The 24,945-nt window shown below is 70.8% G+C and carries 26 protein-coding genes, 2 tRNA genes and 1 pseudogene; 19 read left to right on the forward strand and 10 right to left on the reverse strand.

What is annotated here, in order from left to right:
* Positions 1–12: 12 nt before the first annotated feature.
* Together ABT296_RS03110 and ABT296_RS03115 are read left to right on the forward strand one after the other, a co-directional pair.
* Complete coding sequence (locus ABT296_RS03110; RefSeq protein WP_351922617.1) at positions 13–759, forward strand: DUF3566 domain-containing protein; 747 nt, start codon at positions 13–15, stop codon at positions 757–759.
* 112 nt (positions 760–871) lie between these two features.
* Positions 872–945 (forward strand) — tRNA-Ile (locus ABT296_RS03115).
* 208 nt (positions 946–1,153) lie between these two features.
* On the opposite strand, the gene ABT296_RS03120 is transcribed toward ABT296_RS03115, so the two are convergent.
* Positions 1,154–5,092: an nSTAND1 domain-containing NTPase gene (locus ABT296_RS03120; RefSeq protein WP_351922618.1), complete on the reverse strand. Its 3,939-nt coding sequence runs from the start codon at positions 5,090–5,092 to the stop codon at positions 1,154–1,156.
* A 430-nt stretch (positions 5,093–5,522) separates the two neighbouring features.
* On the opposite strand from ABT296_RS03120, the gene ABT296_RS03125 reads away from it, so the two are divergent.
* Together ABT296_RS03125 and ABT296_RS03130 are read left to right on the forward strand one after the other, a co-directional pair.
* Entirely contained in the window at positions 5,523–6,737 is a 1,215-nt protein-coding gene (locus ABT296_RS03125; protein ID WP_351922619.1) for an amidohydrolase family protein, read from the forward strand.
* A 69-nt stretch (positions 6,738–6,806) separates the two neighbouring features.
* Complete coding sequence (locus ABT296_RS03130) at positions 6,807–7,019, forward strand: ferredoxin (RefSeq protein ID WP_351922620.1); 213 nt, start codon at positions 6,807–6,809, stop codon at positions 7,017–7,019.
* A gap of 43 nt (positions 7,020–7,062) precedes the next feature.
* Here ABT296_RS03130 and ABT296_RS03135 read toward each other — a convergent pair whose 3' ends face one another.
* From ABT296_RS03135 to ABT296_RS03145, 3 genes are all read right to left on the reverse strand, one after another.
* Complete coding sequence (locus ABT296_RS03135; RefSeq protein WP_351922621.1) at positions 7,063–7,845, reverse strand: glycosyltransferase family 2 protein; 783 nt, start codon at positions 7,843–7,845, stop codon at positions 7,063–7,065.
* Between the two features lie 8 nt (positions 7,846–7,853).
* Positions 7,854–8,465 carry a hypothetical protein gene (locus ABT296_RS03140; RefSeq protein ID WP_351922622.1) on the reverse strand — a complete coding sequence of 204 codons (612 nt, stop codon included), beginning with the start codon at positions 8,463–8,465 and terminating at the stop codon, positions 7,854–7,856.
* Between the two features lie 118 nt (positions 8,466–8,583).
* Positions 8,584–9,159 (reverse strand): DUF6344 domain-containing protein, encoded by a 576-nt coding sequence (locus tag ABT296_RS03145; RefSeq protein WP_351922623.1) that lies wholly within the window; start codon positions 9,157–9,159, stop codon positions 8,584–8,586.
* A 328-nt stretch (positions 9,160–9,487) separates the two neighbouring features.
* Here ABT296_RS03145 and ABT296_RS03150 point away from each other — a divergent pair, with 328 nt between their 5' ends.
* Both ABT296_RS03150 and ABT296_RS03155 read left to right on the forward strand, forming a co-directional pair.
* Positions 9,488–9,616, forward strand: coding sequence for a DLW-39 family protein (locus tag ABT296_RS03150; RefSeq protein WP_003999697.1), 129 nt, complete (start codon positions 9,488–9,490; stop codon positions 9,614–9,616).
* Positions 9,617–9,852: 236 nt separating this feature from the next.
* Positions 9,853–11,142, forward strand: coding sequence for a hypothetical protein (locus tag ABT296_RS03155; protein WP_351922624.1), 1,290 nt, complete (start codon positions 9,853–9,855; stop codon positions 11,140–11,142).
* 142 nt (positions 11,143–11,284) lie between these two features.
* Here ABT296_RS03155 and ABT296_RS03160 read toward each other — a convergent pair whose 3' ends face one another.
* Both ABT296_RS03160 and ABT296_RS03165 read right to left on the reverse strand, forming a co-directional pair.
* Positions 11,285–12,619, reverse strand: a complete 1,335-nt coding sequence (locus tag ABT296_RS03160; RefSeq protein WP_351922625.1) for a serine/threonine-protein kinase — start codon at positions 12,617–12,619, stop codon at positions 11,285–11,287.
* A 175-nt stretch (positions 12,620–12,794) separates the two neighbouring features.
* Positions 12,795–13,343 (reverse strand): helix-turn-helix domain-containing protein, encoded by a 549-nt coding sequence (locus ABT296_RS03165; RefSeq protein ID WP_351922626.1) that lies wholly within the window; start codon positions 13,341–13,343, stop codon positions 12,795–12,797.
* 184 nt (positions 13,344–13,527) lie between these two features.
* Between ABT296_RS03165 and ABT296_RS03170 the strand changes: the two genes are divergently transcribed.
* The 4 genes and pseudogenes from ABT296_RS03170 (at position 13,528) to ABT296_RS03180 (ending at position 14,702) form a co-directional block, all read left to right on the forward strand.
* Positions 13,528–13,600, forward strand: a tRNA-Ala gene (locus ABT296_RS03170).
* 390 nt (positions 13,601–13,990) lie between these two features.
* Positions 13,991–14,137 (forward strand): hypothetical protein, encoded by a 147-nt coding sequence (locus tag ABT296_RS03175; RefSeq protein WP_351922627.1) that lies wholly within the window; start codon positions 13,991–13,993, stop codon positions 14,135–14,137.
* Positions 14,138–14,191: 54 nt separating this feature from the next.
* Positions 14,192–14,239 (forward strand): annotated as a pseudogene (locus ABT296_RS38690) (hypothetical protein); the annotation flags it as partial.
* 94 nt (positions 14,240–14,333) lie between these two features.
* Positions 14,334–14,702, forward strand: coding sequence for a threonine/serine exporter family protein (locus ABT296_RS03180; RefSeq protein ID WP_351922628.1), 369 nt, complete (start codon positions 14,334–14,336; stop codon positions 14,700–14,702).
* Positions 14,703–14,719: 17 nt separating this feature from the next.
* Here the strand turns inward: ABT296_RS03180 and ABT296_RS38695 are convergent, their stop codons facing one another.
* Entirely contained in the window at positions 14,720–15,358 is a 639-nt protein-coding gene (locus tag ABT296_RS38695) for an NAD-binding protein (RefSeq protein WP_502977163.1), read from the reverse strand.
* Positions 15,359–15,417: 59 nt separating this feature from the next.
* Here ABT296_RS38695 and ABT296_RS03195 point away from each other — a divergent pair, with 59 nt between their 5' ends.
* Complete coding sequence (locus ABT296_RS03195) at positions 15,418–16,287, forward strand: RNA polymerase sigma-70 factor (RefSeq protein WP_351922629.1); 870 nt, start codon at positions 15,418–15,420, stop codon at positions 16,285–16,287.
* Between the two features lie 106 nt (positions 16,288–16,393).
* Here the strand turns inward: ABT296_RS03195 and ABT296_RS03200 are convergent, their stop codons facing one another.
* A complete protein-coding gene (locus ABT296_RS03200) occupies positions 16,394–17,083 on the reverse strand; it encodes a DUF5324 family protein (RefSeq protein WP_351922630.1) in 690 nt (229 codons plus the stop codon).
* 255 nt (positions 17,084–17,338) lie between these two features.
* On the opposite strand from ABT296_RS03200, the gene ABT296_RS03205 reads away from it, so the two are divergent.
* On the forward strand, positions 17,339–17,866 hold the full coding sequence (locus ABT296_RS03205) for a peptidylprolyl isomerase (RefSeq protein ID WP_351922631.1): 528 nt from the start codon (positions 17,339–17,341) through the stop codon (positions 17,864–17,866).
* 113 nt (positions 17,867–17,979) lie between these two features.
* Positions 17,980–18,867 carry a rhomboid family intramembrane serine protease gene (locus ABT296_RS03210; protein WP_351922632.1) on the forward strand — a complete coding sequence of 296 codons (888 nt, stop codon included), beginning with the start codon at positions 17,980–17,982 and terminating at the stop codon, positions 18,865–18,867.
* 324 nt (positions 18,868–19,191) lie between these two features.
* On the opposite strand, the gene crgA is transcribed toward ABT296_RS03210, so the two are convergent.
* Positions 19,192–19,446: a cell division protein CrgA gene (gene crgA / locus ABT296_RS03215; protein ID WP_351922633.1), complete on the reverse strand. Its 255-nt coding sequence runs from the start codon at positions 19,444–19,446 to the stop codon at positions 19,192–19,194.
* A 141-nt stretch (positions 19,447–19,587) separates the two neighbouring features.
* Here crgA and ABT296_RS03220 point away from each other — a divergent pair, with 141 nt between their 5' ends.
* The 6 genes from ABT296_RS03220 to ABT296_RS03245 are packed head-to-tail and all read left to right on the forward strand — an operon-like array spanning position 19,588 to position 23,727.
* Entirely contained in the window at positions 19,588–20,367 is a 780-nt protein-coding gene (locus ABT296_RS03220; RefSeq protein ID WP_351922634.1) for a DUF881 domain-containing protein, read from the forward strand.
* Between the two features lie 19 nt (positions 20,368–20,386).
* Positions 20,387–21,082 carry a class E sortase gene (locus ABT296_RS03225; protein WP_351922635.1) on the forward strand — a complete coding sequence of 232 codons (696 nt, stop codon included), beginning with the start codon at positions 20,387–20,389 and terminating at the stop codon, positions 21,080–21,082.
* 18 nt (positions 21,083–21,100) lie between these two features.
* Positions 21,101–21,298: a hypothetical protein gene (locus ABT296_RS03230; RefSeq protein ID WP_351922636.1), complete on the forward strand. Its 198-nt coding sequence runs from the start codon at positions 21,101–21,103 to the stop codon at positions 21,296–21,298.
* Positions 21,295–21,933, forward strand: coding sequence for an aminodeoxychorismate/anthranilate synthase component II (locus tag ABT296_RS03235; RefSeq protein WP_351922637.1), 639 nt, complete (start codon positions 21,295–21,297; stop codon positions 21,931–21,933). Before ABT296_RS03230 ends, ABT296_RS03235 begins: the two co-directional genes overlap by 4 nt.
* A complete protein-coding gene (locus tag ABT296_RS03240) occupies positions 21,930–22,967 on the forward strand; it encodes a class E sortase (protein WP_351922638.1) in 1,038 nt (345 codons plus the stop codon). The genes ABT296_RS03235 and ABT296_RS03240 overlap by 4 nt, the downstream gene beginning before the upstream one ends.
* Before the next feature lie 13 nt (positions 22,968–22,980).
* A complete protein-coding gene (locus tag ABT296_RS03245; RefSeq protein WP_351922639.1) occupies positions 22,981–23,727 on the forward strand; it encodes a class E sortase in 747 nt (248 codons plus the stop codon).
* 68 nt (positions 23,728–23,795) lie between these two features.
* On the opposite strand, the gene ABT296_RS03250 is transcribed toward ABT296_RS03245, so the two are convergent.
* Entirely contained in the window at positions 23,796–24,827 is a 1,032-nt protein-coding gene (locus tag ABT296_RS03250; RefSeq protein WP_351922640.1) for a restriction endonuclease, read from the reverse strand.
* Positions 24,828–24,945: the final 118 nt, after the last annotated feature.

Here is a 24,945-nt window from a genome sequence, read left to right on the forward strand (position 1 = left end):
GGAGTGAGTCACGTGAGCGGAGCCACGGGCGCCGGATCGGCCGGGACCCCCAGGGGTACGGACACGGACGGCGGCGGCCGTGGCTCCGCCGCGCACACGGGCGACTCGCCCTCACCCGACACGCATGGATCCCAGGGGGGAACTGTGACGGACACCCGAGGCCCGCAGGCCCAGCAGTACGCGGCCGGCCCGGCCCCGGCGGACCGGCAGCAGCCGGCGCATCCCGCGCCGACGGCCTCGCCGCTGCCCGGCGAGCGGCAGCCGCAGCCCTCTTCGGGGCCCTACCACCCGCCGCAGGCGTACCCCGCGGCCGCTCCGGCGGGTGCGCCCGCGGGCTCTCCCGCGGGCGCGGTGCGCAGGCCCCGCACGGGGGCCCGTACGATGCCCCGCACCCGCAAGGCGCGGCTGCGGGTCGCCAAGGCCGACCCGTGGTCGGTGATGAAGGTCAGCTTCCTGCTCTCCATCGCGCTCGGCATCTGCACGATCGTCGCCTCGGCGGTGCTGTGGATGGTCATGGACGCGATGGGCGTCTTCTCGACGGTCGGCGGCACGATCTCCGAGGCGACCGGCTCGAACGAGTCCAACGGCTTCGACCTGCAGTCCTTCCTGTCGCTGCCGAACGTCCTGATGTTCACGTCGATCATCGCTGTCATCGACGTCGTCCTCGCGACGGCGCTGGCCACGCTCGGCGCGTTCATCTACAACCTCTCCGCGGGCTTCGTGGGCGGTGTCGAACTGACCCTGGCCGAGGACGAGTGAACGCCGCTTCACACCCCTCCTGACGGTCGCCCGACAACCGATTTTGGGACTGCGCACGTCGTGCGCTAATCTTCAGGAGTCAGCGCGCGGGACACACTCCGCACAGCGCGGCGGGGCTATAGCTCAGTTGGTTAGAGCGCATCCCTGATAAGGATGAGGCCACAGGTTCAAATCCTGTTAGCCCCACAGCATCGAGACCCTCGGTCCATTCGGACCGGGGGTCTTTTGCGTGGAGCGGGGTGCGGGTTCGGGGCGGGACATGCGAGCGCCCGATCGCTGGCGACGGGGGATGCACCAGCGATCGGGCTGTGGTCAGAGTAACAAGGCTGGTTGAACGGTGGGAGGCGGCCGCCGGGGACCGGGTGGGTGGTGTGAGCGGGATCACGTCGGGCGGTCAGGTGTCGCACGGGGGGTCGTAGGAGAGGCGGGGGAGGTACTCCTGCCACTTCTCCTCGGTCAGGACGCCGCGGGTGGTGGCGCAGATGCGTTCGACGGCGCGGTCGACGTCCAGGTCCCACAGGCGGACGGTGTCGGTGCCGCTGGACACCCCGAGCAGGGGGCTGGTGGGGCTGAAGGCGAGGAAGTTGCCGGTCTTGGCGTTGGGGCTCATCGAGCGGCCGATGGGGGCGGCGCCGACGGGGTCGGTGACGTTCCACAGGCGGACGGTGTTGTCGTTGCCGCCGCTGGCGAGGGTGCGGCCGTCCCGGTCGAAGGTCAGGGAGACGACGGCCTCGGTGTGGCCGGGCAGGGTCGCGGTGGGGTCGGTCGTGGCGGCGGGGTCGGTGACGTTCCACAGGCGGACGGTGTCGTCGTCGCCGCCGCTGGCGAGGGTGCGGCCGTCGGGGCTGAAGGCGAGCACGTTGACGGGGCTGGCGTGGGCGGTGAGCGGGCCGGCCAGGGTGGTGGGGTGCCGGGGGTCGGTGGTGTTCCACAGCCGGATCGTGCCGTCCGCGCTGCCGCTGACCAGGGTGCGGCCGTCCGGGGAGAAGCGCAGGGCGTTGATGTAGCCGCGGTGGCCGGTGAGGGGTTCGCCCGCGGGGGTGGGGCGGGACGGGTCGGAGACGTCCCAGAGCTGGAGGGTGCGGTCGTCGAAGGCGGTGGCGAGGGTGCGGCCGTCGGGGCTGAAGGCGAGTGCGTCGGCGCCCATGAAACGGGTGCGCAGGGTCAGGGGCGGGCCGTGGGAGACGGGGTGGGCGGGGTCGGAGACGTCCCACAGGTACACCGAGCGGTTGCCCGTCAGTACCGCCAGGGTGCGGCCGTCGGGAGCGAAGAGCAGGGAGCGCTGGCCGCCGTCGTCAGGCATGAACGGCTTGTTCAGGGCCCTGGGCAGGTGCGGGGTGCGGACGTTCCACAGCCGGACGCTGCCGTCGCGGGCGGCGGTGGCGAGGACCTGCCCGTCGGGGCTGAAGGCGCCGCTGCGGCCGAACATGTCGGAGGTGGGGATCGACCACAGGCGCACCTTGCTGTCGCCGCTGCCGGTGGCCAGGGTCTGCCCGTCGGGGCTGAAGCCCAGCGCGTACATCTCGCCGCTGCTGCCCGCCAGCGGCTCGCCCACCCGGGAGGGGTGGGCCGGGTCGCTGATGTTCCACAGGCTCGCGGTGCTGTCGGCGCTGGCGGCGGCGAGGGTGCCGCCGTCGGGGCTGAAGGCGACGGACCAGATGGGCCCGGTGTGCCCGGTCAGGGGCGGGCCGAGCGTGGCGGCGCGGCGGGGGTCGGCGACGTCCCACAGGCGGACGGTGTCGTCGGCGCCGCCGCTGGCCAGGGTGCGCCCGTCGGGGCTGAAGGCGACGGAGTGGACCAGGTCCGTGTGTCCGGTCAGCCGGGTGCCGTACGGCTCGGGGGCGCGGGGGTCGGTGACGTTCCACAGGCGGATGGTGTCGTCGTCGCCGCCCGCGGCCAGGGTGGTGCCGTCCGGGCTGAACGCCACCGATCGCACGGCCGCGCCGGCGCCTCTGAGGGTGCTGACGGTCTTGGGCCGGCCGGGGCCGTCCACGTCCCAGAGGCGGACCGTGCGGTCCTCGCCGGCGGAGGCCAGGGTGCGGCCGTCGGGGCTGAAGGCGATCAGGTAGACCGTGTCGCGGTGGCCGGTCATCGGGGTGCGCCGCGGTTCGGGCCGGCGGGGGTCGGAGACGTCCCACAGGCGGATGGTGCCGTCGTCGGAGGCGGTGGCGAGGGTGCGGCCGTCGGGGCTGAAGACGGCGCTGCTCACCCAGCTGGTGTGCCCGTACAGGGGTTCGCCCAGGGGCTTGGGGCGCCCGGGGTCGGAGACGTCCCACAGCCGGACGGTGCGGTCGTAGCTGGCGGTGGCCAGGAGCCTGCCGTCGGGGCTGAAGGAGGTGAGGTAGACGGCGCCGGTGTGGCCGAGGAGCGGGGTGGCCAGCGGGGCGTTGACGATGGACACCAGCCGGTTGTTGGTGCCCTCGTCGCCGGGGCGCAGCCGGTGCGCCACCAGGTCGAGCTGGGCGGAGAGCGACGGGTCGGTGTACTGCACGCGGTCCGCCTCGGCGACCACCTGTTCGAACACGGCGTCGTTGCGCTGCTGCCAGGCGACCACGGCGGAGCCGACGGCGACCAGGGCGAGCACGACGAGCGAGGCGACGGCCCCGCGGCGCAGCCACAGGGTGCGCCGGCGCAGCCGGACGGACGCGGCGAGGAACTCCACCGCGCTGCGGGTGAGGAAGGTGTCGCCGGCGGAGCCGGCCCAGGTGTCGGCCTGTTCCAGCCGTGAGCCGCGGTAGAGGAGGGCGGAGTCGCGGTGGGAGTCGTCCCAGGAGCGGCCGTCCTCCTCCAGGCGCTGGCGCAGGAGGTTGCCGCCGCGGTCCTCGTCGATCCACTCGCGCAGCCGCGGCCAGGCGTGCAGCAGGGCCTCGTGGGTGATCTCCACGGTCTCGGCGTCGAGGGTGACGAGCCGGGCGCGGACCAGCGCCTCCAGGGACTCCTCCGTCTTGTCGGGGTCGGTGGACTCGGCGGCCAGCTGGCGGCGGGTGCCGCGTCTGCGGGTGGCCTGGGTGTCCTCGCCGAGCCGTACCAGCCGCAGGAGCAGCAGCCGGGCGGCGGTGCGGGCGGCGGGGTCCAGGCTGGACCAGGCCCGTTCGGCGGTCGCCGCGACGGCTCCCTGGATGCCGCCGGCGGCCCGGTAGCCGGCCAGGGTCAGCCGGCCGGACTTGCGGCGCTGCCAGGTGGCGAGCAGGGCGTGGGAGAGCAGGGGGAGCACGCCGGCGTCGTGGGCGCCGCGGGGGCCGTCGGCGCTGACCTCGCGGACGATCAGCTCGGCGAGTCCGGGTTCGAGTTCCAGGCCGACGGCCTTGGCGGGGCCGGTCACCGCGTCGCGCAGTTCGGCGCCGGTGAGCGGGCCGAGGACCATGTGGCGGTGCTGGAGGGCGTCGGCGAGTTCGGGGTAGCCGAGGCACTGTTCGTAGAAGTCGGCGCGGATGCCGAGGACGACGAGGGCGGGGGCCGGGGTGCCGTCGGCGGCGGGTGAGGACGCGGCGTGCAGGAGGCGTATGAAGGCGTGCCGTTCGCGTTCGTCGGAGCAGAGGGTGAACGCCTCTTCGAACTGGTCCACGATGACGACGGGCCGGCCGCTGGAGGTCCGCTCCGCCCACGCGGTGACGGCGTCCCGGACGGACTGCTCTAAGTCGGCGTCCACGGCCGGGTCGGCGAGTTCGGGGATCCGCCGGACCAGTTCGGCCCGCGGGTCGGCGCCGGGCACGAGGTGCAGCACCTCCCGCTCACCGTCCAGCGCGCCCTTGCGTACGGCGGGTACCAGGCCGGCGTTGAGCAGGGAGGACTTCCCGGCTCCGGAGGCGCCGACCAGCATCAGCAGGCCGCCGGTGCGCTCGGCGGCCCGGAGCTGTCCGACCAGTGCGGCGGTGCTGCGTTCCCGGCCGAAGAACCACAGGGCGTCCTCCCTGCGGTAGGAGGCGAGCCCGCGGTAGGGGCAGACGACGCCGGGGACGGCGGGGGTCTCGGCGGGCGGTTCCTCCGCGGTGGCGGGGTCGGCGACGGCCCGTTCCCACAGCAGCTGCCACTGCGGGACGTCGTACAGGCCGGGGGAGACCGGGGTGGGGCGTGCGCGCCGCGCCTGCGGGATCAGGACCTGGAGGACGGCGGCGAGCGCGGTGAACTGGGCCGGTACGTTCTTGGCGCGCCGCCAGTCGCTGATGCGCTGCGCGGAGACCCGTACCGGGCGTCCCCGCTCGTCTACGCGCTGGAGTTGGACGACGGCCTCGGAGACGCGTTTGAGGGGCGGATTGCCCGCTTCCCGGTACAGGAGCGCGAGGCGTTCCGCGAAGGTCGTGCGTGCCCCTGAGTCGGAACTCAAGGCCTCCACCCTCACTTCCTGCGCCGCTGGACGTCCGGACCGGAAAACTCACTTTATACGGCTGACCTGGGCACAAGCCCAGAGCGGACGACCATGGCCTCCTCGTCGCGGGCCCCAACTGGCAGGATCACACCGCGTAGCCGGTCAACCGCGCGTCGTCCGGAGAGGCTGCGGGCGCCCGCCGTCCTCGCCGCCGTGACGGGAGTACCGCTTCCCGTCCATGAGCCGTTCAAGCCCTTCCGAGCCTTCGGTCCGCGTCCTCATGTGGACCGACTCCAGCGCGTCGTTTGGCACCGGTCCCCGCGAGGGGAGGGACCGGTGCCGAACGACGCGGCACTCTTCGCCTCCCCCGTCCGGTGCCCGACGCTTGCCGCTTTCACCCCGGGGCCGTACCGTCGTTTCTGACGAACCGTCAGATGCGAGGCGGGAGGTAGCCGGAGTGGTCGAGGTCGGGAACGGCACCAGGGAACTGCCCAGGGTCATCAGCGTGGACGATCATGTGATCGAGCCCGCGCACATGTTCGAGACCTGGCTTCCGGCGAAGTACCGGGACAGAGGGCCCAAACCACTCACCGCGGGCATCGGTGAACTCGCCTACGTCGGCGGGAAGTACCGGTTCACCACCGATCCGGACGGCCAGATCACCGACTGGTGGGAGTACGAGGGCGAGCTGTTCCCCTACAAGCGGATCATCGCGGCCGTCGGGTTCTCCCGGGACGAGATGACGCTCGACGGGATCACCCGCGAGCAGATGCGGCGGGGCTGCTGGGACCCCAAGGCCCGGCTCGCCGACATGGACATGAACCATGTGGAGGCCTCGCTCTGCTTCCCCACCTTCCCCCGCTTCTGCGGACAGACCTTCGCCGAGGCCAAGGACAAGGAGGTCGGGCTGGCCTGTGTGCGCGCCTACAACGACTGGATGGTCGAGGAGTGGTGCGGCGACAGCGGCGGCCGGCTGATCCCGCTCTGCCTGATCCCCCTGTGGGACATCGACCTCGCCGTCGCGGAGATCCGGCGCAACGCCGAGCGCGGGGTGCGGGCGGTGACGTTCAGCGAGATCCCCACCTATCTGGGGCTGCCCTCGATCCACTCCGGCTACTGGGACCCCTTCTTCGCGGCCTGCGAGGAGACCGGAACGGTCGTGAACATGCACATCGGGTCCTCCTCGCAGATGCCGGCCGCCTCCCCCGACGCGCCGCCCGCCGTGCAGGCCTCGCTGAGCTTCAACAACGCCATGGCCTCGATGATGGACTTCCTGTTCTCCGGCGTCCTGGTGAGGTTCCCGCGGCTCAAGCTCGCCTACAGCGAGGGCCAGATGGGCTGGATCCCCTACGCCCTGGAGCGCGCCGACGACGTGTGGGAGGAGCACCGGGCCTGGGGCGGGGTGAAGGACCTGATCCCGGAGCCGCCGTCGACGTACTACTACCGGCAGATCTTCTGCTGCTTCTTCCGGGACCGGCACGGCATCGAGGCGATCGACACGGTGGGGGTGGACAACGCCACCTTCGAGACGGACTACCCGCACGTCGACTCGACCTGGCCGCACACCAAGCAGGTGGCCGAGGAGCATGTCGCGGGCCTGTCCGACGAGGTCACCTACAAGTTGCTGCGGGGCAACGCCATCAGGATGCTCGATCTGCCCTTCGACCGCTGATTGAGCGGCGCGCGGCGGGGGCAGGCACCCCAGGGACCAGGCAATGCCCGCCGCGCGAGGGGAGCGCAGATGACTTCGGTGTCCGTCGATCCGGACCTGTGTTACGGCTCCGGGGAGTGCGTCTTCCGGCTGCCGTCCGTTTTCACCGCACGGGACGGGCTCGGGGCCGTGGTCGCCGGGCGCGAGGACAGCGGCGGGGAGCCGGGGGTGCGGGAGGCGGCGGAGCGGTGTCCTTCGCAGGCGATTTTGGTTGGGGGGAAGCCGCCGGGGGCGGGGTGGTGAGGGGGCGGGGGTGTAGTTCTGGGGCTTGGGCTAGCGGCCTGGTTCAGGTCGTGGCCGGGCAGGTTGTGGGGCGGCCGGGGGCGTAGGTCCAGTGCGAGGCCGCGAGGGCCTGGGCCCTGGACTCCGCGACCGCCATCCTGGCCGCCCGCTCCGCCGGATCGACGTGGGACGCCTGGCCGGTGGCCTGGCCCGGCCACTTGCGGTAGAGAAGGCCGGTCTCGGCGGTGAACCAGCCCCGGCTCACGGCGTTCAGGGCCAGCAGCAGCCCGGTGTCCTCGGAGGCGGGCAGGGCCATCCAGCCGCCGAGGGCGAGCAGCAGATCCCGGCGGACGCACAGCGAGGCCGGGTGCACCGGGGCGCGGAAGTCGTTGGCCCGGCAGAAGTCCAGCACCGCGCCCCGCTCTATCGGCCCGGCCCCGGGGTCGTCGGGGAAACCGGCCGTGGAGCCGTCCGGCAGCAGGTCCAGCACCCGCGAGGTGACCCACCCGACGCCCGATCCGCCCTCCAGGACGGCCAGATCGCGGGCGAGCGCGCCCGGCGTCAGCCGGTCGTCGGCGTCCAGCACCTTCACGTACGGGCCGTCGGCGTGCGCGAGCGCGATGGTGCGGGCGACTCCGGGGCCGCCGGGCCGGCCCTGCCGGAAGGTGACCCGCGTGTCGTCGGGGACGTGGGGCGCGACCGTCTCGCCGGTCCCGTCCTCCTGCACCACCCACTGCCACGCCCAGCCGTCGGGGAGCTCCTGCTCGCACAACGACGCGTAGGCCTCCGGCAGGAAGCGTGCCGAGGGGCCGTGGACTGCGGTGACGATGATGATGCGCCGGCGCACGGCGGCCCTCACCACCTTTCCTGATCGGTGGTGAACAGCGGCTCGGTACGGTCGCCGGGCGGGGTGGGACGGGAGCGCTTCACGACAGGGTCGTGGAGGTCGTACGACGTCCTGGGCGGGGTCGGTGCCGGTAAGCCGGTGGGCAGTCGGTGCCGGGTGCCGCCGGGCCACGGCTGGTCGCCGGGGTCGAGCAGGTCGGGGTCGGCCGCGATCGGCTCGCGGAGCGGGTGGGAGGTGACCGGCTCCGAGGGGGCGTACTCGGCGGTGTGGCGGTTGCGGTGGGCCTGTCGGAGGAGGGGGATGCCGACGGGGACGCCTAACGCGTCCGCTGGTTCCTCGGCCGCCTCGGTCTTGCGGTGCTCGGTCTTGCGGCGCTGGGTCTTGCCGCACTCGGTCCTGCGGTGCTCGGTCTCGCCGCGCTGGGCCGGTAAGACCGGGTCGGAGCCGTTGTTCGGGCTCGTGTCGTGCTCGGGGTGGTGCGGGGTGTGCTGCTCCGCGTCGTGCGGGGCGGCTTCGTGCGGGGCGGCTTCGAGGGCGGTCCGCTCCGAGTGCGAGCGGTGCGCTCGGGTCCTCTCTCCCTGGTGGTGCCGGCTGTCGCGGACCGCGGGAGTGCGAGGCATGGAGCAAGGCTACGACGCTGTCCTGACGACGTGTCGTCCGGCCGGCCCCGGGTCGGTGAGACGTATGACTCACCGGAACGGGAAGTGCGGGACGGGGAGTTGAGGGGGAAGGCGCCGGTCACCGATGGAGCGGGATGCGCGTGGTCTGCGCCGGGATGCGGGTGGCGGCGGGGGTGGCGTCGGCGGCGTTGGCGGAAGAGGTGGTGGAGGCGGTGGAGGCGGGGGAGGCGCCGGAGTCAGCAGAGGCTGTGAGGTCGGCAGGGGTGCCGGCGGCATCGGTGCTGCCCGTGGTGGTGGCCTCCGTCGTGCGAGTGGCGGTGCCGGTGCCGGTGGCGGTCGGTGCGGCCGGGGCGGCGGGTGCGGCCGGGGCGCAGTCGAGTGGTGCGGACTCGTCGGTCTCGGTGTCCGCGGGTGCGCGGTGGCGGCAGCTCGGGGTCTTGCCGTGCGCCTCGGCGCGGATGCGCTGCTTCATCGTGGGCGGCAGCGACCTGGAGAACGACCAGGGCAGCGGGACGAGCGCCGGTGCCGCGAGTTCCTCGGCGCGGTCGCTGTCGCTGTCACTGCCGCTGCGGGCAGACTCGGTCTGCGGGACGGCCGCCGCGGCGGTGGAGGTGACGAGTCCGAGCGCCGTGCAGAGCGCGAGGAAGGCGGTGACGATGGCGGTCCACATCTTCATGACCTGGTTCCGGGCCATGGTCCCTCACTTTCAGGTTGGGCGATTTGCGTACTTTCCTCATGATGTGTATGGCGGTCGTGAAGTGTCGGACCCGGGCCCGTGGCGCGTCGATCTTCGGATGAACACCACCCGGATGGGTGCAAGCAGCCAGAAAAATGGAGAAGAGTGATGAAAGTGACCGTGCGTAAGGGTGTGATCACCCTCCGGTCGGAGCGGTGACCTCCGCTCTACTGCGGCCCGCGGGAGGTGAGTTGAGGGCCTCCACGCAGGTCACCGATCGGTATCGGCCGGTGTGTATAGTCGGGCGCCAGAGGTCCCCTACGTCAAGGAAAGACGAGGTCGCGCGGTGAAGAAGCTTCTCCTGGTCGCACTGGCCGCCATCGGCGGGCTCCTCGTGTACCGCCAGATCCAGGCGGATCGCGCCGAGCAGGATCTGTGGACGGAGGCGACTGACTCCGTGCCCACGGGTTCGTGACAAGCCTGAACTGAGAACAGACCCCGACCGTCGTTGCGGTCGGGGTTTTGTGTTGTCCCGGCACCGTGTGATGCCGCGCCGCGCCGCCCGGATCCGGGCGTTTCGGACGCCTGTACGGATTGTGTGGGCGGTGCGCTGCCCGGATGGGCAGGATGGGGCACGTTCCGCGGTCCGGCGACGACAAGGGGTGACGCGAGATGGGGCGGCGTACGGCGTGGTGGCGTGCGGTGTGCCGCGTGGCCGTCGTGGCCGCGGTGGCCGGGGCGCTCGGCGCGACCGGCACCGGGTCAGGAACGCCGTCCGCGGTTGCGGCCCCGGCCCCCACCCCCTACGGCTTCTCGCCGGACGCCACCACCGTCCCCGGCGTCGCGGGCACCGCCGATGCCGCGGTCCTGCAACCCGGACGGACCTACCGCAGCTCCCTTCCGGTGACCGGCGAGGTCCACTACCGCCTCGAACTCGACGCCGCCTCCCGGATCTACGTCTCCGCCACCGCGGTTCCCCCGGCGGACGCCACCGTCTCCGCCTCCGACGGCATCCGGGTCTCGGTGCGCGACGCCGACGGCGGCTCCTGCTCCTTCGAGACCGAGACCTACGGCGGCGGCCGCAGCGCCCGCCCGATCACGGCCGTCGGCGCCCGGGAACCCTCGACGCGCAGCTCGCGCTGCACGGCCGCCGGCACGTACTACGCCGTCGTCGAACGCGTCGGCACCACCGCCCCCGACGACGCCGCCTGGGACCTGGAACTCGCCACCTTCTCGGAACCGCCCCTGCGTGACACCGCGGCCACCACCGCCCCCGAGAGCTGGGACTCCGCCTCCCCCGAACCCGTGACCGGCGAGGCCGAGACCCGCGCCGGCGGCACCGGCTTCGCCTCGGCCGTCCCCGTGACGCAGGGCGTCTGGCGCTCCGACGCCGTCCCCGGGCAGACCGCGTTCTACAAGGTGCCGGTCGCCTGGGGCGAACGGCTGTCCGCCTCCGCGGAGCTGGCGGGATCGGCCGGAGGCTCCCGGATCGCCGTCGGCGCGCTGGAACTCTCCGTCCACAACCCGGTGCGCGCCCCGCTCGACGACGTGAGCCTCAACTACCGGGGTGAGCGGGGTTCCGCCGCCCTCGACCCGCTGCCACCGGTCGCCTACGAGAACCGGTACGGGAACACCGACCAGATCGGCGGCGTGCGCTTCGGCGGCTCCTACTACCTGGTCGTGCATGTCGCCCCGCAGCTGGCGGAACGGTTCGGGGAGGGACCCTTCGCCCTGACACTGCGGGTGCGCCTCGACGGCCAGGCACAGCGCGGACCCGCCTACGCCGGCCGGTTCGCGCCCCGGGACGTGTTCACGGCCGTGGAGGCGGGGGAGCCGGGCGCGGAGTCGTCCGGCGGCGGCACGGGCGGTGGCGACGGCGGCGGCACGCTGATGACGATCGTCGCGGTCGGCGGCCTCGGCGGCGGCACGGCGATCCTGGCGGTGCTCGCGGTGTGGGCGGGCGCGGGACGGCGGCGGGCGCCGTCGTCCTGGTCCCGCTGAGGTCGGGCGGGCGGCCTTGTCCTGGTGCCGCTGAGCTTTGGCGGGCGCCCCTTTGCGTCGGCCCCGCTGCCTTCGGCGGGCCTTTGTGCCGGCCCCGCTGAGCTTCGACGGGCTGTGTACTCGCCCCGCTGAGCTTCGGCGCTCAGATCCGGGCCAGGGCCCAGAATCCCGTGGCGTAGCAGGCCAGGGCGAGCAGCAGCAGCGGGATCGCCACCTTCGCGGGCGGCCCGGGCCGGCGTGCGGCGCGGCGGCGTGCGGCACGCCGGCCGACCGGGGCGGGAACCTCCGGGATCTGGGCGGTGTATGAAGCAGTGGGGGCGGTGTTCGTCGCCGTGGACGGGGTCGGGGTCGGTGTGGGACTCGTCGACGGGGTCGGGGGCTGCGCCGGGTACTGCGGGATGTGGGAGCGGGGGGTGGACAGGTGATGCGTGGGGCCGTCGGAGGGCTGCTCCGGACCTTGCGGGTGCTGGTGATGTGGGGACTGTGGGTGCTCGGGGTTGGTTCGGGGTGCCTGGGGCGGGGCCGGCGGGAAGCCGCCGCTGTCCGACCCGCCGGGCACGGGCCGCGCGGGGGTGGGATCCACGCCCGGCGCCTTCCTGAGCGGGCCCTGGGGGCCGAACCCCTTCGGCAGCGGACCGAGTTGGTCGAAGATCTCGATCGCCTCGTCGTCGGCGCCCGGATCGGGCAGCAGCTCGACCGCAGCCGCGAGCGCCTTGCGCGCCCCCGTCGCCGTGCGGAACCGGGCCTGCGGAACCGGCTGCAACAGCGTCGCCACCACCTGCCACAGCGGCTCCGGGATGCCCTTGGGCGCACCCGGTGTGCCGTGCGCCGCGAAATACTCGATCAGCGCCTTGGCGTCCGGCTTGGCACCCTCCAGCAGATACAGCGCCACCAGCCCGACCGCGAACAGGTCCGAGGGGAAGTCCGGCTCCGCGCCCAGCAGTTGCTCCGGGGCGAGATAACCCGGCGTCCCCACCACGAGGTTGGTCTCCGTCAGCCGCGGCTCGCCCAGCCGCATCGCGATACCGAAGTCCGACAGCCGCAGCCTCGGCCGGCCCGTGCCCGTCGCCTCCAGCAGCACATTGGCGGGCTTGACGTCGCGGTGCACCACGTCCTCCGCGTGCACCGCGGCCAGCCCGGACAGCAACTGGTCGAGCAGGGTGCAGACGAACGACGTGGGCAAGGGGCCGTAGTCGCCGACCAGATGGACCAGCGAGCCGCCGGTGACCAGGTCCATGGTGAACAGGACCTTGTCGTCGTCGGCGGCCCAGCTGGCGGGCGCGAGCACATGGGGGTGGTCGATCCGCAGGGCCTGCTCGCGCACGAAACGCAGCAGGGAGTGCGCGTCGCTCTGCTGGAGCACCTTGGCGGCCACATAGCGGCGCCTGCGGTGGTCCCAGGCGCGCCACACCGCGCCCACCCCTCCGCGTCCGATCGGGTCGACCAGTTCGTACCGCCCGGCGAAGACCTCACCCATGACCGTGCGTCGCTCCTCCCCCTCCGCGTACCCCCGTTGCTTCCCCCGCGGCGAGCGGTACGACTCCCCCTCGCCCTGTGACACACGCCCCCTTCGAGCCGCGGGACACGGCACCCCCGTGTCCCGGCTCCGCCCGCCCGGCTGCCGAACCCCCTTCGGCGACCGGGACCGGGGGTCAGCTCTGGTGCGACTGGTAGTGCGCCACCGCGTCGGACGTACGGCCCGCTCCGTACACCCGCAGGAACTCCGCCAGCTCCGGATGGGTCGGGGCGAGGGAGTCGGCGGCGTCGATGATGTCGCCGGCGGCCGCGACCGAGCGCAGCAGCGACTGGATCTCCCGAACCACCCGCTTGACCGTCGGAGCACCCGAACTGCTCGTCGACTGCGTGGTGTTGCTGAGCACCGAGCCCCCCTGGGACTTCTTGATCTCGTCCATCCGCTCGGTGGCCTCGGCCGCGCTCACGCTGCCGTCCGCCACCTGCCCCGCCAGATCCTGCAGCAACTGCACCCGCTGCACCACCGCCGGATTGCCGATCTTCGCCCGCTGACCGCTCATCAACTGCGACAGCATCGGCGCCGACAGCCCCAGTACCCCCGCCAGACGAGCCTGGTTCAGGCCAAGATCATCTATGAGCTTACGGAAGAGCGCCCCCAGCGGCTCCCCGTACCAGTTCCGCTGCAGTTCCCGCGCTCTTGCGGTGGCTTCCTGCTGTGCGGCGTCCATTGCGTCTCCCCATCGCTTCCCCAGAACCGCGGTTCGCTGTAGCGAACCACGCGGCAGCATCTTACGGAGAGTGGTCGGTCACCGGGACCCCCAATCTTTTTGCGAGATACCCCGGGCGACCCGGTACTCTGGTTCGCGGCGGCCACCGGAAACGCTGTTCATCCGGCCGGACGTCTCCTGTCCCGGGGCCTTAGCTCAGTTGGTAGAGCGCTGTCTTTGCATGGCAGATGTCAGGGGTTCGACTCCCCTAGGCTCCACAGAAGAACACCCCCTGAACTGCGGAAACGCAGTCCCAGGGGGTGTTTTCGCATGCGCAGGGATCAGGGGCGGGCGCCAGGCGGACAGCGCCCTTCGGGGACCGCTCCGCCTCCGCAAGCCCCCGCCGCCGGAATGCCGGACGGCCCCGACCGGTGCAGCCTGAAGCCACAGCGAGCCCGGCCGGGCGGACGAGGAGGGCGCCGGTGGAGCGGACCGATGAGGTGGTGGACCTCGACGCGCTCACCTAGTTCCTCACCCGGCTGACCCGACTGCTGCTCCGGTGCAGCGGCGAGGGCGCCGAACTGATCGAACACCACGTCAGGACCGCGGCCGAAGCCCTCGGCGGCACCGCACACGTCCTGCTCGTACCGGACGGCGCGGTCCTCACCGTGACCCACCACGACCAGGCACGGACCACCATCGTCCGCGGCTTCCCCGAAGTGTTCCGCCTCGACCGGCCCACCGCCCTCAAACCCCTGCTCGCCGGCCTCCGCGCCGGCCGCACCGGCCTCGCGCAGGCAGACCGGAGCCTGTGACGCGTCGAGACATCACCGGCGCCGTACCCGTGGTGGCTCAAACTCGTGGGAATCGTGCTCTTCTCCGTCGGATTCGCGCCGCTGATACAGCCCACCTGGTACGAGATCGCCACCACAGCCGTCCTCGGCACCGTCGCCGCCGTCTTCGCTGTCGCAGCGGACCGGATGCCCCGCCTGGCCAAGCCTCCCCCTGCTGGTGTCCACCACGATCTCCGTGATCACCATCGAACTCTTCGCCCGCGACCCCGCCCACGGCGGCCCCGTCCTGCTGATGCTCCCCGCGCTCTTCTTCTTCGTCCCCGGCGACTACCTCAGCGCCGCCACCGCGGAACTCGCCGCCGGCCTCATCACCACCGGCGCGATCCGCCTCGTCCACTCCGTCTTCCTCCTTCTCCAGCTCTACGTCGGAGTGCTCCTCGGCGTCTTCGTCACCGGCACCTCCACCCGCGCCCTCTTCGACATCGCCGCCACCTCCGACCTGCCCCCCTGGGCCCTCTTCCTCGGCTGGATCGTGTTCACCGCCGGCACCGTCCTCGCCTTCGGCATCCCCCGCAGGTACTTCTGACCGCTCCTGGCACTCGTCTACGCCACGGTCGGCATCCAGCAGACCCTGTTCACCAAGCTGATCGGCGAGACCGGCGGCACCTTCGTCGCCGCGGCCGCCCTCGCCGCGGCGGCCACCGTCCCCGCCCGCGCCCCGCACCGGCCCCCACGGCTCGTACTCCTGCTGCCCGGCTTCTTCACCCTCACCGTCGGCTCCCTCGGCATGCGCGGACTGACCACACTCGCCGGCGGCCATGTGATCGAAGGCTTCAAGGACCTCCTGAAACTGGTCACCCTCGTCACCACCATCGCCGTCGGCATGGTCTTCGGAGCCGCCCTCGCCTCCCGCGACGACGACCACAACACCCAGCCGGCCCGGCCGCCCGCACCACCGCCCGACCCGCCGCGGCCCGGCTGACAACCGCCCGACCGACGCGCGCCCCCTCCGCTCCGCTCAGGCGGACCGCTCGGCAACCGCCGGCAGCCCGACCCGACCCGCCTGCCGCGCCCACCCACCCGGCCCACCCTCGGCCCAGGTACGGAAGCCGGGCCTGCGCGCCTCCCTCCACCGCAGACCAGCGTCACCGAACACCCCGCCGCAGCGAGCTCCGCAGCGGTCTCAAGACCCGTCGGCCCCGCCCCCACCACCGTCACCGAAGCCGCACCCGCGCCGAGCACCGCACACAACCCCCCAAACCCCTTGCCGCACGGGCTTTTCCGCTGACAGCCTGAAAACCGTGATCGACACGCCAGCGCCTCACGACGACTACACCAGCCACCGCCGCCTGCTCTTCGGCACCGCCTACCGCATGCTCGGCAGCGTCGCCGACGCCGAGGACGTACTGCAGGACGCCTGGCTCAAGTGGTCCCGGACTGACCGGGGTTCGGTCACCAACCCGCGTGCCTACCTCGTCCGGACGGTCACCAACCTCTGCCTCAACCGCCTCACCTCCGCCCGCGCCACCCGCGAGTCCTACATCGGCGAATGGCTGCCCGAACCCTGGCTCACCACCCCCGACAGCAGCGAGGACACCGAACGCGCGGACAGCGTCTCCATGGCCCTCATGGTCGTCCTGGAGAGCCTCAGCCCCGTCGAACGCGCCGTCTTCGTCCTGCGCGAGGTCTTCGGATACTCACACGCCGAGATCGCCGGCATCCTCGACCGCAGCGAAGCCGCCGTCCGCCAGACCGCCCACCGCGCCCGCGAACACGTCGAAGCCCGCCGCCCCCGCTACGACACCGACCAGGAACAGCGCAGAGCCGTCACCGAACGCTTCCTCGCCGCCTGCACCGGCGGCGACCTCAACGCCGTCATGGAACTCCTCGCCCCCGACGTCACCGCCTGGGCCGACGGCGGCGGCAAGGTCACCGCCGCCCGCCGCCCCCTCCACGGCACCGACCCCGTCGCCCGCTGGCTGCTCGGCGTACTCGCCAAGCCGGAACTCCACGACGTCACCTGGGAACACGCCGTCGTCAACGGCGAACACAGCGTCCTCTACCGCAGGAACGCACAGCCCGTCGGAGCACTCACCTTCGACCTCAACAACGGACTCATGCAGAACCTGCGACTCCAGGTCAACCCCGACAAGCTCCGCGGCATGTCCTGACCCCCACCGCACAAGAAGGCTGTTTCACGTGAAACAGCCCCGAGGGGCGGGAAACCCCCGACAGGTCTCCCGCCCCACGGGACGGTCAGTGCGAGACACCCCTACATCACGGGCGCTCGTCGCGGTTCGCGGCCTCCTCGGCCTCCTTCGCCTCCACCTCGGGATCGAGAACAGTCCCGTCCACCGAGGTCAGCCGACCCGACTCCGGAACCTCCGTCGCCGCCGGCGGCTCCACCAGCCAATCCGGATTGGCCTGCTTGTCCCACCACTTCCACGCCGCGAACGCGGCACCGGCCACAGCGCCCACCACCAGCACGGCCCTCGCGAACCGGCCGGACCTCGACCGCCGCTCATGCTTACGCGCCAGCTTCCGGATGTCGTCCGCGGAGACGTTGCCGCCCAACGCGACCAACGCCGCCGCACCACGCGCCGCGGCCTCGTCCTTCACCGGCACGGCCACCGCCACGGCGTGCTCCAGCTTCGGCAATGAGTAGTCCGCCGCCTGCCGGGCAGCGATACGGGTACGGAGCGCGGCTTCATGGGCGGCTTGGTCGACCTTCGGCGGCACATGGGTCCGAGCCTGCTCCAGACGCGGCACCACATGAGTGCCGTACTGGACGCGGGCCTGCTCAGCGGCCTGGGACACCATCGGCGCCAGCCGCACACGCGCCTCGTGCGCATAGTGTGCGGCCGTGTCCTTGGCTGTGCCGGCGTAGGGCGCCACCACGTCCGCGGCGTGCCGCACGCTGTCCTTCGCCGAGCCGGCTGCGGCGCGCACGCTGTCTTTGCGGGTCACGGGGTCCTCCTCCTCGGTGGCGTTACGTTAATTCGACTTTCCACCCTTTTAGGGATCATGCCTGTGAATGACACGGAGGGCACCTGCGGACGGGCATCCGGGTCACACAGGCAAAAAAGGAGCAACAAGAGCCTGTCGTCGACAATGCCACGGATCGCCTCCCCGCGCCCCCGGCCCAGGGCCACCCGACCGGATTTCTGCAAGGATTCGGACCACCACCAGCACCAGCATCAGCACCACAGAGGAAGGCACCCCGTGGCCGAGCAGCTCTACGCCACCCTCAAGACCAACCACGGCGACATCGAAGTACGGCTCCTGCCGAACCACGCACCCAAAACGGTGCGCAACTTCGTGGAACTCGCCAAGGGCGAGCGAGAGTGGACCAACCCCGCCACCGGAGAGCGTTCCACCACCCCCCTCTACGACGGCACGATCTTCCACCGCGTACTCAGCGGCTTCATGATCCAGGGCGGCGACCCCCTCGGCACCGGCATCGGCGGCCCCGGCTACGAATTCGAGGACGAATTCCACCCCGACCTGCGCTTCGACCGCCCCTACCTGCTCGCCATGGCCAACGCCGGCCCCCGCACCAACGGCTCCCAGTTCTTCATCACCGTCGCCCCCGCCACCCACCTCAACCGCAAGCACACCATCTTCGGCGAGGTCACCGACCCCGCCGCCCAGAAGGTCGTCGACGCCATCGCCACCACCCCGATCAACCCCCGCACCGCACGCCCCGTCAACGACGTCATCATCGAAACCGTCGTCGTCGAGACCCGCTGACCCCCCCCGGCTGCACCACCTCCGCGGCACTGTCCGAAGGGAACCAAACGCCCCGCTCGTCCGTAGGACATGAACGGGGCGTAAGCAGTCCGGACGATGACTTAGGGGACCTCATGGACCAGGCGCCAGACAGCGCGCAGCAGGCCCACGAACTGCCCGGCTGCTACCGGCACCCGGACCGCGCGACCGGCGTGCGCTGCACCCGCTGCGACCGGCCCATCTGCCCCGAATGCATGGTCAGCGCCTCCGTCGGCTTCCAGTGCCCCGACTGCGTCCGCACCGGATCCGGCACCGGCCACCCGCCCGACGCCTCCCGGCCCCGCACCCTCGCCGGCGGCAGCATCGCCGCCGACCCCCACCTGATCACCAAGATCCTCATCGGCATCAACATCCTGGTGTTCATCGCCGTACAGGCCCAGCCCTCCCTGCTCAACGACCTGGTCCTGCGCGGCGCGTGGCCGCCCGCCCCCTTCTCACCCATCGAGGGCGTAGCCGCAGGCGAGTGGTACCGCCTGATCACCTCGACCTTCACCCATGAGGCGATCTGGCACATCGCCTTCAACATGCTCAGCCTGTGGTGGCTCGGCGGACCCCTCGAAGCCGCCCTCGGCCGCGCCCGCTATCTCTGCCTGTACCTGGTCTCCGGCCTGGCCGGCAGCACCCTCGCCTACCTGCTGACCGCCCCCGGCACGGCCACCCTCGGCGCCTCCGGTGCCGTCTTCGGCCTCTTCGGCGCCACCGCCGTCCTGATGCGCCGCATGAACTACGACATGCGGCCGATCATCGCCCTGCTGGCGATCAACCTGATCTTCACCTTCAGCCCCGGCTTCAACATCTCCTGGCAGGCCCACATCGGCGGCCTGGTCGCCGGCATCGTCGTCGGCTACGGCATGGTGCACGCCCCGCGCGAGCGGCGGGCCCTCGTCCAGTACGGCACCGTCGTGCTGATGCTGGCGGTGGTGGTCGGACTCACCCTGCTGCGGACCGCACAGCTCAGCTGAGCTGCGTCGATCCGGCGTCGATCGATCCACAACCGTGCTGGAATTGTCCACAGGTCGTGGCGGGCTGTGCCGGATCTTGTGCACACGGTGCGGGAACAGCTGTGCCCCCTGTCACCGACCCGTGTTTCCGCAGGTCAGGCAGGGGGCGAGCAGGTTTTTGAGTGGTGGTACTTCCTTCACACCGGCGTCAACGTCCGGTGGGTTATCCACAGATCGTCTTTCTTTTCCCCACTGTGGATATCTCTGTGGATAACTCAGTGAACAGCCCTGGGTAGAGGTGGGCCGACCGCCGGGTTCACCACTGGGGTCACCGGCGTGGGGGCGCTACTTCCACTGGGTGGAGACGCCGAATCCGGCGGCGATGAAGCCGAAGCCGACCACGATGTTCCAGTTGCCCAGGGCGTCGATGGGCAGCGAACCGTCCGTCACGTAGAACACGACGATCCAGGCCAGCCCGATCACGAACATGGCGAGCATCACGGGCGCGACCCAGCCGCGGCTGTTCAGCTTGATGGCGGTCGCCTGCTTCGCCGGCGGCGGCGTGTAGTCGGCCTTCTTGCGGATACGTGACTTCGGCACGAGGGTCTCTCCTGTCGATGCGCTGCGTGGCCGCGCAGGGAACTCTGGCTGGGTCTGGGCAGCGTACAAGGGGACACTGAGCGCTCCCCCGGGCGTCCGTTAGCGTAGTGCTTCCGTGGCGCCGAAGGAGATAAGGGTACGTTGAGCAATTCTGCCGACTTCACCCCGCCGGAATCCAGCCCTGCCCGCGGGCGGCGTCCGCGGCCCGTGCGGCTGCTGACCGCTGCCGTCTTCGCCCTGGCGGGCCTGATCTTCTTCACGAGCTTCAACACGGCCAAGGGCACCAACATCCGTACGGACGACTCGCTGCTGAAGCTGTCCGATCTCATCCATGAGCGCAGTCTGAAGAACGGCGGGCTGGACGAGTCCAACGCGGCGCTGCGGGAGGACGTCGAGTCCCTGGCGGAGCGGGACGACGGCAGTACCCGGGCCGAGGACGAGAAGCTGGCGGGCCTGGAGAAGAGCGCGGGTACGCAGAAGCTGACGGGTGAGTCGATATCGGTCACGCTGAACGACGCGCCGCCGGACGCGACGGCGAAGCTGCCGGGTTATCCCGAGCCGCAGCCGGACTATCTGGTGATCCACCAGCAGGATCTGCAGGCCGTGGTGAACGCGCTGTGGCAGGGCGGGGCCAAGGGCATCAAGGTGATGGACCAGCGGCTGATCTCCACGAGTGCGGTGCGCTGTGTGGGCAACACCCTGATCCTTCAGGGGCGGGTCTATTCGCCGCCTTACAAGATCACGGCGGTGGGTGATCCCGGGAAGCTGCAGAAGGCGCTGGCGGAGAGCCCGGCGATCCAGAACTACATGGTCTACGTGAATGTCTACGGCCTGGGCTGGAAAGTGACCGAGGACGGGACGGTGACTCTGCCGGGTTACTCGGGCACAGTGGATCTGCAGTACGCCCAGCCCGTGGAGTGAGACCGATCGGGAGCCGCCGGTGCGGGTTGTCGTCAGGACCGTCAGCGAGCTGTGCATCACCGTGGGCACCGTGATCGTGCTCTTCGTCGTCTACGTGCTCTTCTGGACGGGCGTGAAGGCCGATCATGTGATGGACGACCAGATCGAGCAGTTGGAAGAGCAGTGGTCGCGGGGGAGTGTGCGGCCGACGGCGAGCGGGGCGCCGGGTGCGGGGGCGGCGGGGCCGCCGGAGCAGGCGGAGTACCGGGCGGGGCGGCCTTTCGCGATCATGTACATTCCGCGGCTTGGTTTCACGTGGAACAAGCCGGTGCTGGAGGGCACCTCGAAGGGCACGTTGAAGAAAGGGCTCGGGCATTACGCGCGGACGGCGCGGCTGGGGCAGAAGGGCAATTTCTCGGTGGCGGGGCACCGGCGGACGTACGGGGATCCGTTCAAGGATTTTCCCCGGCTGCGTCGGGGGGACGCGGTGGTGCTGACGGACGGGACGACGTGGTTCACGTACCGGGTCGACAAGGGTCCTTATCGGACGGTGCCGTCGGACATTGAGGTGATCGACCCTGTGCCACGTAAGTCGGGGTATACGCGTGCGGGCCGCTATCTGACGCTCACGACGTGCGATCCGGAGTGGGGTCACAGCCATCGGTTGATCGTCTGGGCGCATCTGGACTCCACACAGCCTGTGGAGGCCGGGAAACCAGCGGCGCTGCGCCGTTAGTCTGGTGGGCGGTACGGCGTGAGTCTGGTGCCGTGGCGCTACGGAAGGGACGGCATGTACGGCTGGATCTGGCGGCATCTGCCGGGGAACGCGTGGGTGAAGGCCCTGTTGTCCCTCGTGTTGGCCGTGGCTGTCGTCTACGTCCTGTTCCAGTACGTGTTCCCGTGGGCCGAGCCGCTGCTTCCCTTCAACGATGTGACGGTGGACAACCAGTGAGCGCGCGCATTCTCGTTGTCGACAACTACGACAGCTTCGTCTTCAACCTGGTCCAGTACCTGTATCAGCTGGGTGCCGAGTGCGAGGTGCTGCGCAACGACGAGGTGTCGACGGCGCATGCCCAGGACGGTTTCGACGGGGTGCTGTTGTCGCCGGGTCCGGGGACGCCGGAGGAGGCGGGTGTCTGCGTGGACATGGTGCGGCACTGTGCGGCCACCGGGGTGCCGGTGTTCGGGGTGTGTCTGGGGATGCAGTCGATGCAGGTGGCGTACGGGGGTGTGGTGGACCGGGCGCCGGAGCTGCTGCACGGGAAGACGTCGTTGGTGGAGCACGGGGGCGGGGGTGTGTTCGCGGGGCTGCCGTCGCCCTTCACGGCGACGCGGTATCACTCGCTGGCGGCGGAGCCGGCGACGGTGCCGGCCGAGTTGGAGGTCACGGCGCGGACGCACGACGGGATCATCATGGGGCTGCGGCATCGTGAACTTCCGGTCGAGGGTGTGCAGTTCCATCCGGAGTCGGTGCTGACCGAGCATGGTCACCGGATGCTGGCGAACTGGCTCGAGGAGTGCGGCGACCGGGGTGCCGTGGCGCGGTCTGCGGGGCTCGCCCCGGTGGTGGGCAGGGCCACGGCGTGACCGCGCTGCGCCCCGAGCGCGAGTCCGGTGCCTCGTACGGGGAGCAGCCGTACGGGGATTCGGGTGCGCTCGGGGAGTGGTACGGCTCGGCGGCGGGGTCGGGTTCGGGTGAGGCGTGGTTGCCGCCGGCCGATGAGGAGACGGTGGCGCTGCGGCTGCCGCCTGGCTCGGTATCGGCTTCTGGGGGCCGGTCGGGGGCTTCCGGGGCTGGGAGTCCGGGGGGTGGCCGTGCGGCCCGCAGGAAGGCGGCCAAGCGGCGTGGTGGGCGTCATGGGGGCGCTGCCGAGGAGTCGGGTCGGCCGGAGGTCGGGGAGCGGCCGCTTTCGCGGGTGGAGGCGCGGCGGCGGGCGAAGGCGCGCAGGCCGAGTGCGGGTGTGGTGGCGAGCCGGGCGATCGGCGAGGTGTTCATCACGACCGGTGTGCTGATGCTGCTGTTCGTGAGCTACCAGTTGTGGTGGACGAATGTGCGGGCGCATGCGCAGGCGGACCGGGAGAAGAGCAGTCTCCAGGACGACTGGGCGAGCGGTGAGGGTGCGCCGGGGACGTTCGAGCCGGGGCAGGGTTTCGCGATCCTGCACATTCCGAAGCTGGACGTGGTGGTGCCGATCGCGGAGGGGATCAGCAACAAGAAGGTGCTGGACCGGGGGATGGTCGGGCATTACGGCGAGGGTGAGTTGAAGACGGCGATGCCGGACGCGAAGTCGGGGAACTTCGGGCTGGCGGGTCACCGTAATACGCATGGGGAGCCGTTCCGGTACATCAACAGGCTGGAGCCGGGCGATCCGATCGTGGTGGAGACGCGGGACGAGTACTACGTCTACAAGATGGCGTCGGTGCTGCCGGTGACGTCGCCGAGCAATGTGAGTGTGCTGGATCCGGTGCCGAAGGACTCGGGGTTCACGGGTCCGGGGCGGTACATCACGTTGACGACGTGTACGCCGGAGTTCACGAGCAAGTACCGGTTGATCGTCTGGGGCAAGATGGTCGAGGAACGGCCGCGCAGCAAGGGCAAGCCGGATGCGCTCGTGCAGTAAGGGCAGATGAACAGTGGCAGCCACCACCGAGCAGCAGGAGCTCACCGACGTTTCCGTGGCGCCGCGGCGCCGGGGTACCGGTCGTGTCGCGGCGGCGATCAGTGTCTTCGGTGAGCTGCTGATCACGTCGGGGCTCGTGCTGGGCCTGTTCGTCGTCTACTCGTTGTGGTGGACGAACGTGGTCGCGGATCGTGCGGCGGACCGGCAGGGGGACAAGGTCCGTGACGGGTGGGCGCAGGAGGACAGCGGGGGCGGTCCGGTGGCGTACGACTCCAAGAACGGGGTCGGGTTCCTGCATGTCCCGGACATGAGCAGGGGCGAGATACTGGTGGAGAAGGGCACGTCGTCGAAGATCCTCAACGACGGTGTGGCCGGCTACTACACGGATCCGGTGAAGTCGGCGCTGCCGATGTCGGGGAAGAAGGGGAACTTCTCGCTGGCGGCTCATCGTGACGGGCACGGTGCGAAGTTCCACAACATCGACAAGCTGGAGAAGGGCGACCCGATCGTCTTCGAGACGAAGGACAAGTGGTACGTGTACAAGGTGTACGCGATGCTGCCGGAGACCTCGAAGTACAACGTGAAGGTGCTCGGTCCGGTCCCGAAGGAGTCGGGGAAGTCGAAGGCGGGCCACTACATCACGTTGACGACGTGCACGCCGGTGTACACGAGCCGGTACCGGTATGTGGTGTGGGGCGAGTTGGAGCGGGTGGAGAAGGTGGACGAGAACCGGACTCCGCCGAAGGAGCTCAGCAGCTGACTTGGCCGAGGGCCCGAAACCACGCCTTGATCTCGTGGTTTCGGGCCCTTCGCTGTGTCCGGTGGCGGTCAGCCGAGGATCTTGAGCGGTTCTCCGGCGCTCCATTCCTCCAACTGGCTGCGGTGTACGGGGGTGATGCCGCTCTCGGCGGCGATGTTGAGGGCGTCCCGGGTGAAGGCGCAGGTTGCCACGTAGAGGGCCACCTCACCCTTGTGGAGGACCTTGGCGGCGCCGGCGAACCGCTGGATCTCGGGGCTGGTGATGGAGAGGTGGGGCGCGAACCGCTTGCACTGGACGACGAGTTGGCGTCCGTCCGGGGTGCGGGCGGTGATGTCGATGCCGCGGTCCCTGGTGCCGCCCCGCACGACGACCTTGGTGCAGCCGTCGCGTCGCAGGAGGCCGGCGATGTGCTCCTCGAACTCGCGTGGGTTCATGGCGTCCATGGCGGCGATGACTCCGGCGAGGGGGCGGTTTTCGTGGGGGCTCTCCAGCCTTCGGAGTCGGGCGTGGTGTTGCTGGAGCCGCTTCTCGATGCGTTGGACGCCCGTGCGGAGGGCGATCATCTCGCGGCGGTGTTCGCCGGAGGTTTCGATGAGGGCGTTGAACATCGGTACGACGGTCTTGCCGAGGATGTGGGTGATGCGCTGGTCGATGCGGTCGTCGAGGGCGGTGGTGTCCGGTGGGGCGGGGTTGTCCACAGGCTGTGTGCGGGCCAGGTACTCCATGTCGAGGAGGTAGACACGCACCTGACGTGCGACTTCGCTGTCCCGGAGGAGCATGGCGACGTTGAGGACGGCGCGGCGGGAGAAGAGGGCGAGGGAGCGGGTGCGGGACTGGGTGCCACTGAGTTGCTTGAAGTAACTCAGTTCTGAACCTGTCAGAACGCGGTATCCGTTGGTCTCCAGCTCTGTGCGGTGGTCGAGGACGAGGGCGCGGACGGCCTCGACCGTGACGCCGAAGTAGGTGGCCACCATCGCCGTCGTCACGTGGGTGCCGTCGGGGAGCAGTGAGAGGGCTTTGACGCGGTCGAGTGCGTCGGTGCGGTCGAGTGCGGAGGCGCGCAGGGTCCTGGATTCGAGGAGTGCCGATTCGTTGATCATGGGGTGCCTTTCCGTTTGTGGGGTGACCTGATCAACGAGTCGTGGGAGGGGAGGGCACGTTCGGTGTGCGTACTGGTGTGCAGGGGTGGGGGTGAGCAGAAGAGTCCCGGAACCTCTG

Source organism: Streptomyces sp. NPDC000983, from assembly GCF_040299205.1.
GTDB lineage: Bacteria > Actinomycetota > Actinomycetes > Streptomycetales > Streptomycetaceae > Streptomyces.